This is a genomic window from Pseudomonas sp. UBA7500 (genome assembly GCF_002478435.1).
Classification (GTDB): Bacteria; Pseudomonadota; Gammaproteobacteria; order Pseudomonadales; family Pseudomonadaceae; genus Aquipseudomonas; species Aquipseudomonas palmensis.
Genome location: NZ_DLNW01000017.1, coordinates 1 through 16,397 on the forward strand (window position 1 = coordinate 1; position 16,397 = coordinate 16,397).

General features: G+C 64.8%; 14 protein-coding genes. 7 read left to right on the forward strand and 7 right to left on the reverse strand.

Annotated features, from left to right (window positions below):
• Positions 1-46 precede the first annotated feature (46 nt).
• The 4 genes from guaA to B4I46_RS07955 all read right to left on the reverse strand — a co-directional run bounded on the left by guaA (position 47) and on the right by B4I46_RS07955 (position 4,615).
• Entirely contained in the window at positions 47-1,624 is a 1,578-nt protein-coding gene (gene guaA / locus B4I46_RS07940; protein ID WP_043860651.1) for a glutamine-hydrolyzing GMP synthase, read from the reverse strand.
• Between the two features lie 79 nt (positions 1,625-1,703).
• Positions 1,704-3,173: an IMP dehydrogenase gene (guaB, locus tag B4I46_RS07945; RefSeq protein ID WP_043860652.1), complete on the reverse strand. Its 1,470-nt coding sequence runs from the start codon at positions 3,171-3,173 to the stop codon at positions 1,704-1,706.
• Positions 3,174-3,257: 84 nt separating this feature from the next.
• A complete protein-coding gene (locus B4I46_RS07950; protein WP_054915068.1) occupies positions 3,258-3,815 on the reverse strand; it encodes a hypothetical protein in 558 nt (185 codons plus the stop codon).
• Positions 3,816-3,832: 17 nt separating this feature from the next.
• Positions 3,833-4,615: a sulfite exporter TauE/SafE family protein gene (locus B4I46_RS07955; protein WP_370408961.1), complete on the reverse strand. Its 783-nt coding sequence runs from the start codon at positions 4,613-4,615 to the stop codon at positions 3,833-3,835.
• A 112-nt stretch (positions 4,616-4,727) separates the two neighbouring features.
• Between B4I46_RS07955 and B4I46_RS07960 the strand changes: the two genes are divergently transcribed.
• The 7 genes from B4I46_RS07960 (at position 4,728) to B4I46_RS07990 (ending at position 14,011) form a co-directional block, all read left to right on the forward strand.
• Complete coding sequence (locus B4I46_RS07960) at positions 4,728-5,609, forward strand: LysR family transcriptional regulator (protein ID WP_088514574.1); 882 nt, start codon at positions 4,728-4,730, stop codon at positions 5,607-5,609.
• Between the two features lie 113 nt (positions 5,610-5,722).
• Complete coding sequence (gene xseA / locus B4I46_RS07965) at positions 5,723-7,102, forward strand: exodeoxyribonuclease VII large subunit (protein WP_054915069.1); 1,380 nt, start codon at positions 5,723-5,725, stop codon at positions 7,100-7,102.
• Between the two features lie 3 nt (positions 7,103-7,105).
• Entirely contained in the window at positions 7,106-7,930 is an 825-nt protein-coding gene (locus B4I46_RS07970) for a M23 family metallopeptidase (RefSeq protein ID WP_104571854.1), read from the forward strand.
• A gap of 310 nt (positions 7,931-8,240) precedes the next feature.
• Positions 8,241-9,914 carry a 2-isopropylmalate synthase gene (leuA, locus tag B4I46_RS07975; protein WP_043860402.1) on the forward strand — a complete coding sequence of 558 codons (1,674 nt, stop codon included), beginning with the start codon at positions 8,241-8,243 and terminating at the stop codon, positions 9,912-9,914.
• Between the two features lie 146 nt (positions 9,915-10,060).
• Positions 10,061-11,200: a hypothetical protein gene (locus tag B4I46_RS07980; protein ID WP_043860401.1), complete on the forward strand. Its 1,140-nt coding sequence runs from the start codon at positions 10,061-10,063 to the stop codon at positions 11,198-11,200.
• Positions 11,200-12,636 (forward strand): DUF6384 family protein, encoded by a 1,437-nt coding sequence (locus B4I46_RS07985; RefSeq protein ID WP_286899509.1) that lies wholly within the window; start codon positions 11,200-11,202, stop codon positions 12,634-12,636. The genes B4I46_RS07980 and B4I46_RS07985 overlap by 1 nt, the downstream gene beginning before the upstream one ends.
• A gap of 4 nt (positions 12,637-12,640) precedes the next feature.
• Positions 12,641-14,011: a hypothetical protein gene (locus B4I46_RS07990; RefSeq protein ID WP_054915073.1), complete on the forward strand. Its 1,371-nt coding sequence runs from the start codon at positions 12,641-12,643 to the stop codon at positions 14,009-14,011.
• Positions 14,012-14,053: 42 nt separating this feature from the next.
• On the opposite strand, the gene B4I46_RS07995 is transcribed toward B4I46_RS07990, so the two are convergent.
• The 3 genes from B4I46_RS07995 to B4I46_RS08005 all read right to left on the reverse strand — a co-directional run bounded on the left by B4I46_RS07995 (position 14,054) and on the right by B4I46_RS08005 (position 16,384).
• A complete protein-coding gene (locus B4I46_RS07995; RefSeq protein ID WP_043860399.1) occupies positions 14,054-14,788 on the reverse strand; it encodes a monalysin family beta-barrel pore-forming toxin in 735 nt (244 codons plus the stop codon).
• A 10-nt stretch (positions 14,789-14,798) separates the two neighbouring features.
• Positions 14,799-15,533: a monalysin family beta-barrel pore-forming toxin gene (locus B4I46_RS08000; RefSeq protein ID WP_157811420.1), complete on the reverse strand. Its 735-nt coding sequence runs from the start codon at positions 15,531-15,533 to the stop codon at positions 14,799-14,801.
• Between the two features lie 176 nt (positions 15,534-15,709).
• On the reverse strand, positions 15,710-16,384 hold the full coding sequence (locus tag B4I46_RS08005) for a bifunctional 4-hydroxy-2-oxoglutarate aldolase/2-dehydro-3-deoxy-phosphogluconate aldolase (protein ID WP_043860397.1): 675 nt from the start codon (positions 16,382-16,384) through the stop codon (positions 15,710-15,712).
• Between the last annotated feature and the right edge of the window lie 13 nt (positions 16,385-16,397).

A 16,397-nucleotide genomic window follows, 5' to 3' on the forward strand; every position in this document is an offset into this window, starting at 1 on the left:
CTTTTGGCTTTCTGGCTGGCGGGTGCCGGTCAGTTCAGGGCGTGCATCATTCCCACTCGATCGTCGCAGGCGGCTTGCTCGATACGTCGTAGGTGACGCGCGAGATGCCTTCGATCTCGTTGATGATGCGGCCGCTGACGGTTTCCAGCAGTTCGTATGGCAGGTGCGCCCAACGCGCGGTCATGAAGTCGATGGTCTCGACCGCACGCAGCGCCACCACCCAGGCGTAACGACGGCCGTCACCGACCACGCCCACCGATTTCACCGGCTGGAATACCACGAAGGCCTGGCTGACCTTGTGGTACCAGTCGGCCTTGCGCAGCTCTTCGATGAAGATGTGGTCGGCACGACGCAGCAGGTCGGCGTATTCCTTCTTCACTTCACCCAGGATGCGCACACCCAGGCCCGGGCCCGGGAACGGGTGACGGTAGACCATGTCGTACGGCAGGCCCAGCTCCAGGCCCAGACGACGGACTTCGTCCTTGAACAGTTCGCGCAGCGGCTCGACCAGCTTGAGGTTCATTTCCTCCGGCAGGCCACCGACGTTGTGGTGCGACTTGATCACGTGGGCCTTGCCGCTCTTGGCACCGGCCGACTCGATCACGTCGGGGTAGATGGTGCCCTGGGCCAGGTACTTGATGTTGTGCAGCTTGTTCGACTCGGCATCGAACACGTCGATGAAAGTGCGACCAATGATCTTGCGCTTCTTCTCGGGGTCCGCTTCGCCGGCCAGGTTGTTCAGGAACTGGTCCTCGGCGTTGGCACGGATCACCTTGACGCCCATGTTCTCGGCGAACATGGCCATCACCTGCTCGCCTTCGTGCAGGCGCAGCAGGCCGTTGTCGACGAACACGCAGGTCAGCTGGTCACCGATGGCCTTGTGCAGCAGCGCCGCAACCACAGAGGAGTCCACGCCGCCGGACAGGCCCAGCAGCACGTTGTCGGTGCCGACCTGGGCGCGCACCTGGGCGATTGCGTCTTCGGCGATCTTCGACGGGGTCCACAGTGCTTCGCAGCCGCAGATGTCGAGGATGAAGCGCGACAGGATGCGACCGCCCTGCTTGGTGTGGGTCACTTCCGGGTGGAACTGCACGCCGTAGTAGCCGCGATCATCGTTGAACATGCCGGCGATCGGGCAGCTTGGGGTGCTGGCCAGGATGTGGAAGTCTTCCGGGATGCGGGTGACCTTGTCACCGTGGCTCATCCACACGTCCAGGCCGAAGACGCCGTCAGCGTCGACGTGGTCTTCGATGCCGTCGAGCAGGCGGCTCTTGCCGACCACATCGACACGGGCGTAACCGAACTCGCGCAGCTCGGAACCTTCAACCTTGCCGCCCAGCTGCTCGGCCATGGTCTGCATGCCGTAGCAGATACCGAATACCGGTACGCCCAGGTCCCATACGGCCTGTGGCGCGCGCGGGCTGTCGGCTTCGTGCACCGACTCGGGGCCGCCGGCGAGGATGATCCCGCGGGGGGCGAATTCGCGAATCGCCTCGTCGTCCATGTCGAACGGGTGCAGTTCGCAGTACACGCCGATTTCGCGCACGCGGCGGGCGATCAGCTGGGTGTACTGGGAACCGAAGTCGAGGATCAGGATACGGTGAGCGTGAATGTCGAGGGCCATGACTCAATCTCGTCAGTGGTAATCGGAAACGACGCGGGGCTGTCGTGAACAGCCCCGCTTACAGGTATTGCCAGGAGCATCAACCTACGCGGTAGTTTGGCGCTTCCTTGGTGATCTGCACGTCATGCACGTGGGATTCGGCCATGCCGGCACCGGTGATGCGCACGAACTCGGGCTTGGTACGCATTTCTTCGATGTTGGCGCTGCCGGTGTAACCCATCGAGGAACGCAGGCCGCCCATCAGCTGGTGGATGATCGCGGTCAGGGTGCCCTTGTATGGCACGCGACCTTCGATACCTTCCGGTACCAGCTTCTCGGCACCGGCCGAGGAGTCCTGGAAGTAGCGGTCCGAGGAACCCTGGGCCTGGGACATCGCACCCAGCGAACCCATGCCGCGGTAGGCCTTGTAGGAACGACCCTGGAACAGCTCGATCTCGCCCGGGGCCTCTTCGGTACCGGCGAACATCGAACCCATCATCACGGCGCTGGCGCCGGCGACGATGGCTTTGGACAGGTCACCGGAGAAGCGGATGCCACCGTCGGCGATCAGCGGTACGCCGGTGCCTTCCAGCGCGGCAGCCACATTGGCGATGGCGCTGATCTGCGGCACGCCGACGCCGGCGACGATACGGGTGGTGCAGATCGAGCCAGGGCCGATACCGACCTTGACCGCGTCGGCGCCGGCTTCGGCCAGGGCCTTGGCGGCTGCGCCGGTGGCGATGTTGCCGCCGATCACCTGCACGTCGGGGAAGTTCTGCTTGACCCAGCGCACGCGGTCGATAACGCCCTTGGAGTGGCCGTGGGCGGTGTCGACCACCACCACGTCGACGCCGGCAGCAACCAGTGCGGTCACGCGGTCGCCGGTGTCCTTGCCGGTACCCACTGCAGCACCGACGCGCAGGCGACCCTGGTCGTCCTTGCTGGCCAGCGGGTAGGCCTTGGCTTTCTCGATGTCGTTGACGGTCATCATGCCCTTGAGGGCGAACTTGTCGTCGACGATCAGTACGCGCTCGATGCGGTGCTTGTGCAGCAGCTCGCGGGCCTCGTTCTTGTCCGCGCCTTCGCTGACCGTGACCAGACGCTCTTTGGGCGTCATCACTTCACGCACGGTGGCGTCGAGACGGTTTTCGAAGCGCACGTCACGGGAGGTGACGATGCCGACCAGGTCGCCGTTGTGCAGCACCGGCACGCCGGAGATGTTGTGCAGCCGGGTCAGTTCGAACAGGTCGCGTACGGTGGCGTCGGCCTCGATGGTGATCGGGTCCTTGACCACGCCGGCCTCGAACTTCTTGACCTTGCGCACTTCGGCAGCCTGCTGCTCGATGGTCATGTTCTTGTGGATGATGCCGATGCCGCCTTCCTGGGCCATGGCAATGGCCAGACGGGCTTCGGTCACGGTGTCCATGGCGGCGGAAACCAGTGGAATATTCAGCTCGATGCCACGGGTCAAACGGGTCTTGAGACTGACTTCGTTAGGTAGCACCTCGGAGTAACCGGGTACTAGGAGAATGTCGTCGAAGGTCAGGGCTTCTTGGCTGATACGCAGCATCGCGGGGGCTCCCGGGCGGGAAAATGGAAGCGCGCCATTATACTCATGCGCGCCGTGTGACTCAATGTAAAGATGGGCCTTCGGTCAGTTGTCTTGCAGCTTTACCTGCACCACTGCCACCGGCTGGTCGAGCCAGTCGGCAAAGGCATCGATGAAAGACGGCTTGAAACCGGCCTCGCCCCAGTTGTTGAAGATGAACCCCAGGTTGGAAAAGGCACAGGGCTGCAGGTAAAGGAAGCCGTTGATGTCGTCTTCATGGCCGCAGCGCGGGCAGGTGAAGTTGTCGCTGATGCCGGGCATCCACTCTTCCAGGCTGGCGAACAGTTCCACCCCCACTTCCCGGCGGCACTCGGCGCAGCCGGCTTCTTCGAGAAAGCCTTCGGTAGGTGTATAGATGCAGCGCTTGTAGATGACTTCCAGGCCATTGACGGGCTGGCCGTACGGTAGCAGCTGCGGCCGCTCGACCACCTTGCGCGCACCCTCGGCGATGGCGTAGCCCATGCGGTTGCCGGTGCGCCCGCAGGTGCTGAGCTGTTCCTCGATCACCTTTTCGCGTACCAGCCAGCGCAGGATCGCGCGGGCGCGCGGCTCGTGCACCGGCACGGTGGAGATCTTGGGGACGATGATGCTCTGGAATGTCATGAAGGCGGCCGAACAGGTTAAAGGTGCCAGTTTACCTCACTCAGGTAGCGCGCGATCAGCGCGATGCCGCTGGCCAGCACCAGCCAGGTGACCAGCCGCACGAAGGTTTCGCGGGACATCTTCAGGGTCAGCCGGCGCCCAACCCACAGGCCGGCGAACATCATCGGCAGCAGGCACAGGGCAAGCAGCAGCAACGGCAGGTCGGCGTACACCCCGGCAATCAGGAACAGGCTCAGGCGCACCACGGTGCTGCAACTGATCAGCGCGCTCTGGGTCGCGCGCACCTGCTCCTTGGCGTCGAGCCGGGCATTGAGGTAGATGGCATAGAGGAAGCCGCCGCTGCCGAACAGCGCACCGAACAGGCCGCCGGTGATACCCATCGGCACCGACCAGCCGGCATTCAGGCGCGCCGGCTTGACCTTCACCGCCAGGCTGTAGAGCGCATAGGCGCTGATGAACAGGCCCATCAGCAACAGCAGCAGGTCGGACTTGAGGTTGAGCAGGAACACCACGCCCAGGGTGCAGCCGATGGCCATGCACGGCAGCAGGCGCAGCAGTTCGCCGCGCACCACGGCCTTGCGCGCCGGCAGCCAGTTGCCGAAGGCAGCGACGAAGTCCAGCAGCACCAGCAACGGGATGATGCGCGACAGCGGCATGAAGTTGATCAGGACCGGCCCGGCGACCAGCGCGGTGCCGAAGCCGGCGATGCCGAACACGATGTAGGCGACGCCGATGCCAAGCAGTATCGGCAGCCATTGGAGCGCAGTGAAAGGGAGCGAGTCGAGCAGTGTGGAGAGCATGGTGTATGCCTGAGTCGTGAGTGAGGCAGCGTTCAGACGAACTTTAGCCATTGGCCAGCCATGCCGACTAATATGCAATTGCGCCATCAGCCCTCTCGAAAAGGCATCCCTCATGATCTCCACCCGACAGTTACGCTACTTCGTCGAGATTGCCGAGTCCGGCAGTTTCAGTGCTGCCGCCGAGCGCCTGTTCGTCGCGCAGTCGGCGCTGAGCCGGCAGATAAAGGAGCTGGAGAGTCAGCTGGCCACCCCGCTGTTCGAACGCACCGCCCGCCAGCCGCGCCTGACCGCAGCGGGCCTGGCGTTTCTGCCGCGGGCCCGCAACCTGCTGGGCGAGCTGGAGAAGGCCTGCCGCCTGGCCACCGAAATCGGTCAGGGCCTGCGCGGCAGCCTGCGCCTGAGCCATTCGAGCACGGTGCCGTTGACCGGCGCGCTGCTGGATCGGCTCACGGGCTACCTGCAGCACAACCCCGGCGTGTCGATGGACATCGCGCAGCTGTCTTCCGAGGCGCAACTGGAGGAACTGGCCGAAGGTCGCCTGGAGTTCGGCCTGCTGCGCCTGCCGGTGCTGCGCCAGCACGAAGGGCTGTGCGTGCAGCCGCTGTTCGACGAACCGCTGCTGCTGGCGGTGGCCGCAGACCACCCGCTGGCCGATGAGCCCAGCGTGTACCTGGCGCAGTTACGCGACGAGGCGTTCATTTCCATCCCGCACCGCCAGCGCGGTGGCTTGAGCTACCTGTCGGCCGAGCTGTGCATGCGTGAAGGGTTCTTCCCTCGGGCTGCGCGGGTGGTGTCGCGCAAGACCACGCAGTTGCAGTTGATCCAGGCCGGGTTCGGGGTGGCCTTGCTGCCACGGTGCATGCGCGATATCGCGCCAGCGACGCTGCGCTTCGTGCCGCTGGCCGACGCGGGGTGCGTGAGTACGGTGGCGCTGGCCTATCGACGCGATGCCGGGCCGTTGGTGCATCAGTTTGTGGAGCACATGCAGGGCTGAGCCGGCAACGTCGGCTCCTGCAAGAGACCGCGCATGACCTGTAGGAGCCGGCAAGCAGCGCCGCCACCTGCCGGGACTGCAAAGACCGCACGATTCCCTTTATGATGCCCCGCATGATCAAAGACCCTTTCGAAAGACTCGGCCTGGACCGCGAGGTCCTTACCGTCAGCCAGCTCAACGGCCGCGCCCGCGTGCTGCTCGAGGACGTGTTCAGCAACATCTGGGTCGAGGGCGAAATCTCCAACCTCGCCCGGCCCGCCTCCGGCCACGTCTACTTCACCCTCAAGGACAGCGGCGCCCAGGTGCGCTGTGCACTGTTTCGCAACAACGCCGCCCGCGTGCGCCAGGCATTGCGCGACGGCCTGGCGGTCAAGGTGCGTGGCAAGGTCTCGCTGTTCGAGGGGCGCGGCGACTATCAGCTGATCCTCGACACCGTCGAACCGGCCGGTGACGGCGCCCTGCGCCTGGCCTTCGACGCGCTCAAGGAAAAGCTCGGCAACGAGGGCCTGTTCAGCAGTGAACGCAAGCGCGCCCTGCCCGCCCACCCGCAGCGTATCGGCATCGTCAGCTCGCCCACCGGCGCGGTGATCCGCGACATCATCAGCGTGTTCCGCCGCCGCGCCCCGCAGGTGGAGCTGACCCTGATACCCACCGCCGTGCAGGGCCGCGAAGCCATCAACCAGATCGTGCGGGCCCTGCAACGCGCCGATGCGCAAGGCTTCGACGCGCTGATCCTGGCCCGTGGCGGCGGCTCGCTGGAAGACCTCTGGTGCTTCAACGAAGAAGCCGTGGCCCGTGCCATCGCCGCCTGCGTCACGCCCATCGTCAGCGCCGTGGGGCATGAAACCGACGTGTCGATCAGCGACTTCGTCGCCGACGTGCGCGCCCCCACCCCTTCGGCCGCCGCCGAACTGCTGGCCCCCGACAGCAGCGACCTGGGCCGACGCCTGGAAAGCCTGCAACGCCGCCTGCTGCTGCGCATCCAGAACCGCCTGGCCCATGACCGGCTGCGCCTGGACAGCCTGGCGCGGCGTCTGCGCCACCCCGGCGAACGCCTGCGCCAGCAGGCCCAGCGCCTCGACGACCTGGACATGCGCCTGCGCCGCGCCTTCGAGCAGCGCCTGAACCAGCGCCGCGAACGCCTGGCACGCCTGGATACCCGCTTGGCCGCGCAGCACCCCGGGCGTGCCCTGGCGCTGCTCAAGCAACGCCTGGACAACCTCGCCGAGCGCCTGCCGCGAGCCATGCGCCAGACCCTCGCCACCCGCCGCCAGCACCTGCAGGTGCAGGTGCAGACACTGCAGGTGGTCAGCCCGCTGGCCACCCTCAGCCGTGGCTACAGCATTCTGCTCGACGAGCGCGGCCAGGCCATCCGCAGCGCCGCGCAGACCCGCAACGGCCAGCGCCTGACCGCCCGCCTGGGCGAAGGCGAGCTGCAGGTGCGGGTCGAAGACAACCACCTGACCCCGGTCACGCTCTCTCTACTGGACTGACTCATGCCCCGACTGTTTGCCCCGCTGCTCGCCCTCTGCCTGGCCTTCGCCGGCACCGCCCAGGCCAGCTACATCACCCGCCAGTTGAACAAGCCGGTGCCCGGCGGCGTCGCGGTGGTCGACCTCGGCCCCGCCGCCCAGGCCCCTCAGGCACGCTTCGACGGCAAGCCGGTGCTGGTGGTACGCGAGCAGGACACCTGGCTGGCCATTGTCGGCCTGCCTCTGACCCAGAAGCCCGGCACCGCCAGCCTGACCCAGGGCGAGCGCACCCTGAGCTTCACGGTCGCCAGCAAGAAGTACCCCGAGCAGCGCATCACCCTTAAGAACCAGCGCCAGGTCAACCCCAACCCGGCCGACCTCAAGCGCATCGACGCCGAGCTGGCCGAGCAGCTCAAGGCCTACCGCAGCTTCAGCCCCAACCTGCCGAGCAACCTGCTCCTCGACAAGCCGGTCAACGGCCCGCTGTCGAGCAAGTTCGGCGTGCGTCGCTTCTTCAACGGCGAGGAACGCAACCCGCATGCCGGCCTGGACTTCGCCGTGCCCGCCGGCACCCCGATCAAGACCCCGGCCAACGGCAAGGTGATCCTGATCGGCAACTACTTCTTCAACGGCAACACCGTGTTCGTCGACCACGGCCAGGGCTTCATCAGCATGTTCTGCCATATGTCGAAGATCGACGTGAAACCCGGCCAGCAACTGAGCCGTGGCGCCATCGTCGGACGTGTGGGCTCCACCGGCCGCGCCACCGGGCCGCACATGCACTGGAACGTCAGCCTGAACGACGCACGGGTCGATCCGGCGATCTTCATCGGGGCCTTCCAGCCCTGATCAGCGTCTTGCGCCAATCAAAAAGACCGCGCAACTGGCGCGGTCTTTTTGATTGGTCGGCGCTATAAAATCACGACATTCTTCAGTTTTTAAGCATTCCTCTCAATTTTTTTGCAGTGCTTGCCATCGTTCACCCCACTGGTTAGGGTTGAACCCATGAAAACCACGCACACCCTCATCCTGCTTCGCCAACATCGCAGCCTTTGCCTGGTCAGTGCCCGACTACCAAGCTGAATCGCGTCGCCTCGCCCATTCATCACTTGTACGTTCGGCGGGCCCCTTTCAAGGCCGCACAATAAGGATTGCTTTCATGACCATGCTCAAAGACCCTTCGAAAAAATACCGTGCCTTCGCTCAGGTAAACCTGCCTGACCGCACCTGGCCCTCGAAGACCATCACGGCCGCGCCGATCTGGTGCAGCTCGGACCTTCGCGACGGCAACCAGTCGCTGATCGAGCCGATGGATGCGGTCAAGAAGCTGCGCTTCTGGAAGACCCTGGTCAGCGTGGGCGTGAAAGAAATCGAGGCCTCCTTCCCATCGGCCTCGCAAACCGACTTCGACTTCGTGCGCACCCTGATCGAAGACGGCCACATCCCGGACGACACCACCATCCAGGTGCTGACCCAGGCCCGTGAAGACCTGATCGCACGTACCTTCGAATCGCTGCGCGGGGCCAAGAAGGCCATCGTGCACCTGTACAACGCCACCTGCCCGGCATTCCGCCGCATTGTCTTCAACCAGGACAAGCAGGGCGTCAAGGACATCGCAGTGAACGCGGCCAAGCTGTTCGTCAAGTACGCCGCCCAGCAGCCGGAAACCCACTGGACGTTCCAGTACTCGCCAGAGACCTTCAGCGCTACCGAACTGGAGTTCGCCAAGGAAGTCTGCGACGCGGTGATCGAGGTGTGGAACCCGACCCCCGAACACAAGGTGATCCTCAACCTGCCAGCCACCGTGGAAGTTTCCACCCCGAACATCTATGCCGACCAGATCGAGTGGTTCGGGCGCAACGTGTCGCGCCGTGACAGCGTGATCATCAGCCTGCACACCCACAACGACCGTGGCACCGGCGTGGCTGCCACCGAGCTGGGCCTGATGGCCGGCGCCGACCGTGTCGAAGGCTGCCTGTTCGGCAACGGCGAGCGTACCGGCAACGTCGACCTGGTGACTCTGGCCCTGAACCTCTACACCCAGGGCGTGGACCCGGAGCTGGACTTTTCCGACATCGACGGCGTGCGCAAGGTGGTCGAAGAGTGCAACCAGATCCCGGTACACCCGCGTCATCCGTATGTGGGCGACCTGGTGCACACCGCGTTCTCCGGCTCGCACCAGGATGCGATCCGCAAGGGCTTCACCCAGCAGAAAGAAGACACCCTGTGGGAAGTACCGTACCTGCCGATCGACCCGGCCGACATCGGCCGCAGCTACGAGGCGGTGATCCGCGTCAACAGCCAGTCGGGCAAGGGTGGCATCACCTACCTGCTCGAACAGGAATACGGCATCAGCCTGCCGCGCCGCATGCAGATCGAGTTCAGCCAGGTGGTACAGGGCGAGACCGACCGCCTGGGCCTGGAAATGACCGCCCAGCAGATCTACAAGCTGTTGCAGAGCGAGTACCTGCAAGCCAACGCCCCGTATGCGCTGGTCAGCCATCGCCTGCAGGAAGAGAACGGCCACAGCGCCGTGGAAGTGGAAGTGGCCGGTGAAGGCGAAACCACCCTGCACTGGCGCGGCAAGGGCAACGGCGCCCTCGAGGCCCTGGTGGCCGGCCTGCCGGTAGCCGTGGAAATCATGGACTACAACGAGCACGCCATCGGTGCCGGCACCCACGCCAAGGCGGCGGCCTACATCGAACTGCGCGTGGCTGGCGGTCGTCCGGTGCACGGTGTGGGTATCGATGAAAACATCACCACCGCCAGCTTCAAGGCGCTGTTCAGCGCACTGAACCGCTCGCTGAGCCAGCAGGCTGCTAAGGCGGCGTAAACGCCAACTGACCCGCTGCTGCATGCAATGCCCGCCTCTGATACGGAGGCGGGCATTTTTTTTGGTTGTGCGAAAGCCTGCGGGGCGCTGGCGTGCTCGGTATACTGCCGGCCTCATTATTTTTGCCACACCTGTAAGGACACTCAATGAGCCACTACCTGGAACGGGCACTCACCAGCCTGCGCACCATCGGCATCAACTTCATCCAGCCCGTTCAGGATGCCCCGGTTCTGGTACTGCTGGACCGCGTGGCCCACTACGACACCACCAAGGTCACCTCCATCGCCACCGTGCTGCAGCAGGCCACCAGCTTCAACAGCATGGTGCGCGAGCAGATCGAAGGCATGGACATCTCCACGCGCTTCATGGACATCACGCAGAGCTTCACCTCCATCCGCGAGGACGCCGCCGCCATGGCCGGCTGGATGGATGACGGGCGCCTGGACGCGATGGAAAAGATCAAGCTGACCTGGATGAACGTGCGTCGCGGCTCCATCCCCAGCCGCTTTGCCGATATCCGCGAAAACTACCTGAAGGTGTGCAAGTCGGCCAACGACCAGATCGCCCGCGAGAGCGTGATCCTGGAGTCGTACATGGACTTTCGCATGGCCATGAAAGCCGCCGAGGTGGAAGCCCAGCAGGTGCTGGCCATCGCTGGCGAGGCCCTGCAGCAGCGCACCCTGGCCCTGAACGAGGCCAACGCCCGGGTCGCCGACGCCGAAAGCGCCGAGCCCGCCGCACGCGCCGCGCTGGAACTGGGCCGCGATGAAGCCGTGCGCGCCCTGCAGGACGAAGACAAGCGCTACCAGATCATCAAGGACATCGCCGATGACCTGAAGGTCGGCTACAACACCGCCGAAATGGTCTTTGCACGCATCAATCAGGTGCACGTGATCAAGGAGCGTCAATACCAGCGCATGGTGTCGTTCTTTTCCACCAACGAAGTGGTGCTCACCGGGCTTGCCGTGTCGTTCACCGCCAACAGCGGCCTGGCCGAAGCCACCCACACCCTCAATGCCACCACCGACGGCATCAGCCAGGGCCTGGAGTCGCTGGGCAGCACCGGCAACCAGCAGCTCGAAGCCGCGGTCAAGGCCAGCTATGGCTCGACCATCAAGGTCGACTCGGTGCGCGCCCTGGCTGACGCCACGCTGTCGTTCCAGACCGACATGAAGCAGATGGCCGACACCTACCGCGCAGAGTCGAGCAACGCCGCCCGGGATATCGCCGAAGCTGTCGAAGAGGCCAAGCGCAAGTTCGCCGCCCTGCTGACCAAGGCCGCCTGATGAGCAGTGTTCCTCTGTCCGAACAGCTGGGCGCGATGGCGGTGGTCGACCAGCTGCGCCATCAGCAGATGCAGGTGCAGGAGCACCTGAACCTGCCGCAGCGCCGCGCTGAAGTCGCCGAGCGTATCCGCACCTACTACCAGGCCCAGGGCATCGCCTATGACGATGCGCTGATCGAACAGGGTGTGCGGGCGTTCTTCGCCCGGCGCCTGGCCTTCGAGGCGCCCGAACAGACCGCACTGCAGCGCCTGACCACGCGCCTGCTGCTCAACCGCAGGAAGCTCATGCGCATCCTGCAACTGATCGTCGTCGCGCTGCTGGCCGTACAGTGCACCCGGGTGGTGAACGACACCGCCAAGACCTCCAAGGTGCAGGACAACGTCCGTACGGCCGAGTATCGCAGCAGCGATCTGAGCGCCGACCTTGCGCAGCACAAGTCGCGCCTCGATGCGCTGCAGCAAGCCGTCGCGCAACAGCCCGAGCCCGCGGCCACGCGCCTGCTGGGGCCGCTTGCCGAGCGGCTGACGCAGGTTCAGACACTGCTGACGCACCGACCGTGGCCGCAACTGATCGACAGCGAAAACCGCGACAGCGTGCAGCAGGACCTCGATACCTACGAACGCAACACCCAGTCGGCGCGCGCGCAACTGAGGCAGGCCGACAAGGGCCTGAACGACGTCCAGGCCATTATCGATGCCCGCAGCCGCCTGCAGGCCGTACTGCACAACCCGGCGTTCACCGCAGGCGCCAAGCGTTTCGGGGTGATGGCGCAGCAGGCCCGGGTGGCCGACCAGGCCATCGGCAACGCCGACACCCTGGGCATCGAGGTGGTCGACCGTGAAGTCGGGGAACTCGAAAGCCAGCTCGATCGCATTCAGCAGGTCCAGCCGCTGATCCGGCGCCTGGACGAAATCGAGCAGCAGTTGCCCGCCCTGCGCCTGCCGCCGAACGACCTGCGGGTGGTGCGTGCCCAGGCCGCCCAGGTCGACAAGGCCATCGACGCCCTGCAGGCACGCCAGGCCAGCGACCACCTGTCGACGCTTGACAGCCTGCTGGTGTTCGCCCGTCAGGCACTGGAGCTGCGGGTGGTGGACCGCTACGGCGTCAAGTCGGGGGTCGAGCGCTGCTATGACCAGGCGCTGTGCAACCAGGGCGGTGACTCCCTGCAGGGCAAGAGCTGGTACCTGGTGGTCGAGGCCGTGGACGCCGCCGGCAACCCGATCAGCGTGCCGGTCACCAGTTCGGAAACCGGCGAATCGCGCTGGGCGTCCTACTTTGGTGTGCGGGTCAGCCAGGCCGAGTACCTCAAGGTCAAGGAAGACAAACTCAGCGACGGCCACATCGACGACCTCGCCATGGGCAGCAAGCCTGCCAACATGCTGAGCCTGAAATTCAACCAACGTGTCGCCAAACCCGACATGATCCTGGACTGGTGATGACATGAGACCCAGCAAGCTCATCGGTATCGTCGCCGACAATGCACGCAGTTTCGAGCACGTGCTGCGCGACGCAGAACAACAACTGGCCAGTGCCACCGAGCGCCAGATGGCGCTCGAACAGGACATCCTGACCCGCCTGCGCAGCATCGCGACCCTGCAGCTGGAGCACGCCCCGTCGCTGCAGGACGAGGTGGTTCAGGCCCTGCACGAACGCCAGCTGGCCCAGGGGCAGTTGCGCCAGCAACTGCTGGAGGTCGAGCAGCAGATCGCCCAGTCGCTGGAGGCGACCGCGCAGGTACAGGAGCGCCTCGACGACCTCGACCGCCAGGCCCGCGACCAACTGGCCCAGGACCCGACCTACACGGCGCAGATGCACCAGCTGGAACAGGCCATCGCCGCCAACCTCGAAACCGTCACCGGGTATGCCGACATTCGCCAGGAGTGTGCCGACAAGCTGCCGATGTTCGGCCGCAACCCGATCTACCACTTCCTGCGTGATCGCGATTTCGGCACCGAACAGTATCGGTTGGGCCGCATCAGCCGCTGGCTCGATGGCTGGCTGGCCAGGCAGGTCGACTACAGCGGCAACCGCAGCAACGAGCTGAACCTGCTCAACATGCAGCAGCGCAACGAGGCACTGCAGCTCGAACGCGACGCGCACATTGCCGCGCTGGAGCAAAGCACCGGCCAGCAACTGGCCGACGCCCAGCAGCAGGCAGGCATGGAGCCGCTGCGCGAAGCGCACAAGGCGTTGTACAAGCAGACCGTGGCCAGCAAGCAGCAGGCCAACGACATTCACGCGCAACTGACCGCATTCACCCACAACCAGGACCCGCACTACCTGCGTGCCCGCCAGTGGCTCACCGACCAGTTGCAGGCCAAGAGCATCGAGCAACTGCTCGAGCAGGTGAAGAAGACCCCCGATACCGCAGACGACCAGATCGCCTTGCAGCTGCAGCGGCTGTACCCGCAGGTCGACGGCGTGGAACGGGCACTGGCCGAGGCGCGCCAGACCCATGGCCTGGCCCAGCAGTCCTATGACCGGGCCAAGGAGCTGGAGCGCGCGCTGCGCACCGACTTCTTCCGTGACGACGGCTATCAGTACAAGGCAACGCTGGGCATCGAACGTCTGCTGTCGGACTACATGACCCGCGATGTCACCCTGGGCTATCTGGTCGGGACCATCCGCGAACACCGCGAACTGGTGCCGCGCGTCGCCGTCGAGCGCAGCTCGTACAGCAGTAGCAGCTCGGGGTCGAGCTGGAGCAGCTCCAGTTCCAGCAGTTCGAGCAGCAGCTCCAGCAGCAGTGGCGGCTTCTCCAGCTCCGACAGCAGCGGGGGCGGCGGCTTCAGGACCTCGGACAGCTTCTGATGGCATGCCCGCTGGCCTGCCGACGCAGGCCAGCGCGGCGCATCACCCGCGCGGGTAGCGCTCGTTCACGCTGAAATCGAAGCGCCAGCAGCCCGCGTTTTTCCGGGAACTGTAGTGCTCGAACAACACCTTTTTCTGCAGTTCGTCCCAGCCGAGCGGGTCCACCGAGGCCTCCTCCAGCACCGTGACCAGCGTGTCGGTGGCAACCGACGACAGGTAGATCAGGTCTTCGCGCATCACCTGCGCGTTGGCATCGAGAATCGGCAGCACCTTGTTGTGCTCGAAGTAGTAATCGATCTCCGACGCGCCCATCACACAGTGCGCATACAGGATGTGCACCTGATAGGCATAGAACACCCCGGGGCCGACCAGCTTGCGGGTGTGCTTCTGGGTGGTGGAGTCGTTCCAGCTTTGCGCAGCCTGGAACGATACCCGGACCTCTGAACTCACTCCCACGCCCTTGAATTCCAGCTGCACGCCACCAGACACTTCGGTGGTACGGCTGAAGCTTCGGGTAAAGCCATGGGTGACCTCGAAGGTGCGTTCATCCTCGCCGTTGCTCGGCACCTGGACGGTGCCGACATGCTCCACGTAAGCGGCAACCGGCACCGAATACATGTCCCACCACCGCTTGCCGTCGAACATCTGGCCGAACTCGGTGGCATCCTTTATCCAGCAGGCCTGGCGTACCTTGTCACCGCCAAAGAGGTACTTGTCGATGTGGTAGCTCCCGCGCTGTGCGGGGGAGTCGGCGCCAAACACGTTGTCTTCACTCATGACGGTTCCCTCAGTACTTGTAGTGAATCTTCTGGCTTGCGGAAAAATCGAACGACCAGGCGCCGGCATTGCATTCAACCTCGTAACCTTCGGTCAGCACCTTGCGCTGCAGGGCATCCCAGGCAATCGGAGGGGTGGCCGCGGCATCGGCCACCGCCACATACACGGCCGTGCTGATGGCCGACAGGAAGTACAGGTCGGTACGCCCCTGCGTGGCCAGCGTCTTGCTGGTGCGAAACGCCTTGCTCAGCTGTCCGGCCGAAGTCGCGCAATGGGCATACACCAGGTTCATCTGGTAGATGGCGAACACCCCGCTGCCGGGCAGCAGCAGCGTCAGGCGGTTGTCGTTCGGCGCCCCCCAAGCGATGTCGTCGACAAAGCCGGTGTGCAGGCTGGAGAGGATATTGACCCGCTCGATGGCCGACGACACCGAATAGGGCGCGTCCACTTCACGGATGAACTGCTTGCTGTGGCCCTGGGCAAAGGTGATGGCATGGCGCTGGTTGCTCAGGCCGTTGAGCCGCAGGGTATCCACCGCTGACAGGTAGGCGAACACCGGTCGGGTGTAGGTGGCCCAGGCACTGGAGCCAATGCGGATATCGCCGTAGACGGTCTTGCCGTTGACCCAGCAGCCGGGTGCCAGGCGCTTGCCGCCGATCAGGTGGCGCTCGAGCGAATAGGACCCGGTCTTGACCGCGTAGCCGCTGAGTCGCGGGTTTGTAGCGTGTTCGATTTCGTCGTCCAAGGTATGCACTCCCTGCAGAAAACCCATGAGTTTTCGATACTAGGGAGGCCGCGACAGGCTCGGCAGCGGGACGTGCTTCCTGGATGGGCAGCGGCCTTGCCGGTCAATGGCGCCGGCAAAAAAAAAGGTGCGCCGACCAAGCGCACCTCAAAGCCGTACAGCACACAACGAATTCTCTAGTCCAGCAACGCCAGCGCCTGGGCACTGCACGCCTGCACGCGTGCCCACTCGCCGTTCTTGATCCAGCTGCTGTCGAGCATCCAGGTTCCGCCCACACACATCACATTGGCCAGGGCCATGTACTGCTTGACGTTGCCCGGGTTGACCCCGCCGGTGGGGCAGAAACGCACCTCGCCGAACGGCCCGCCGAATGCCTTGATCGCCGCCGCCCCGCCGCTGATCTCGGCCGGGAACAGCTTGAAGCGCCGATAGCCCAGCGCGTAGCCCATCATGATCTCCGAGGCGCTGCTGATGCCCGGCAACAGTGGCAACGGGCTCTCGACCCCCGCCTCCAGGATGTCCTGGGTGCACCCCGGCGTGACCACGAACTGCGCACCGGCCTGTTCCACCGCCGCCAGCATGCTGCGGTCGAGCACCGTACCGGCTCCGACGCACAGCTCCGGGCGCTGTTCGCGCAGCAGGCGGATGGCGGTCAGGCCGTGTTCGGAACGCAGCGTCACCTCGAGCGTCTTCAGCCCCCCGGCCGCCAGCGCATCGGCCAGCGGCAGGATGTCCTGCTCGCGGGCGATGGTGATCACCGGCAGAATGCGCGCCTGGCCGCAGATGCGGTCGATCAGGGCAATCTTGTCGGCCATGGAAATGCCCGGCTGTGAAGGTTCAAGGGTTGTCATAACGGCGTGTCCT

Excerpts from the sequence above, each read along its gene's own strand:
- guaA (WP_043860651.1), bottom strand. The coding sequence starts at position 1,624 with ATGGCCCTCGACATTCACGCTCACCGTATCCTGATCCTCGACTTCGGT.
- guaB (WP_043860652.1), bottom strand. The coding sequence starts at position 3,173 with ATGCTGCGTATCAGCCAAGAAGCCCTGACCTTCGACGACATTCTCCTA.
- B4I46_RS07950 (WP_054915068.1), bottom strand. The coding sequence starts at position 3,815 with ATGACATTCCAGAGCATCATCGTCCCCAAGATCTCCACCGTGCCGGTG.
- B4I46_RS07955 (WP_370408961.1), bottom strand. The coding sequence starts at position 4,615 with ATGCTCTCCACACTGCTCGACTCGCTCCCTTTCACTGCGCTCCAATGG.
- B4I46_RS07960 (WP_088514574.1), top strand. The coding sequence starts at position 4,728 with ATGATCTCCACCCGACAGTTACGCTACTTCGTCGAGATTGCCGAGTCC.
- xseA (WP_054915069.1), top strand. The coding sequence starts at position 5,723 with ATGATCAAAGACCCTTTCGAAAGACTCGGCCTGGACCGCGAGGTCCTT.
- B4I46_RS07970 (WP_104571854.1), top strand. The coding sequence starts at position 7,106 with ATGCCCCGACTGTTTGCCCCGCTGCTCGCCCTCTGCCTGGCCTTCGCC.
- leuA (WP_043860402.1), top strand. The coding sequence starts at position 8,241 with ATGACCATGCTCAAAGACCCTTCGAAAAAATACCGTGCCTTCGCTCAG.
- B4I46_RS07980 (WP_043860401.1), top strand. The coding sequence starts at position 10,061 with ATGAGCCACTACCTGGAACGGGCACTCACCAGCCTGCGCACCATCGGC.
- B4I46_RS07985 (WP_286899509.1), top strand. The coding sequence starts at position 11,200 with ATGAGCAGTGTTCCTCTGTCCGAACAGCTGGGCGCGATGGCGGTGGTC.
- B4I46_RS07990 (WP_054915073.1), top strand. The coding sequence starts at position 12,641 with ATGAGACCCAGCAAGCTCATCGGTATCGTCGCCGACAATGCACGCAGT.
- B4I46_RS07995 (WP_043860399.1), bottom strand. The coding sequence starts at position 14,788 with ATGAGTGAAGACAACGTGTTTGGCGCCGACTCCCCCGCACAGCGCGGG.
- B4I46_RS08005 (WP_043860397.1), bottom strand. The coding sequence starts at position 16,384 with ATGACAACCCTTGAACCTTCACAGCCGGGCATTTCCATGGCCGACAAG.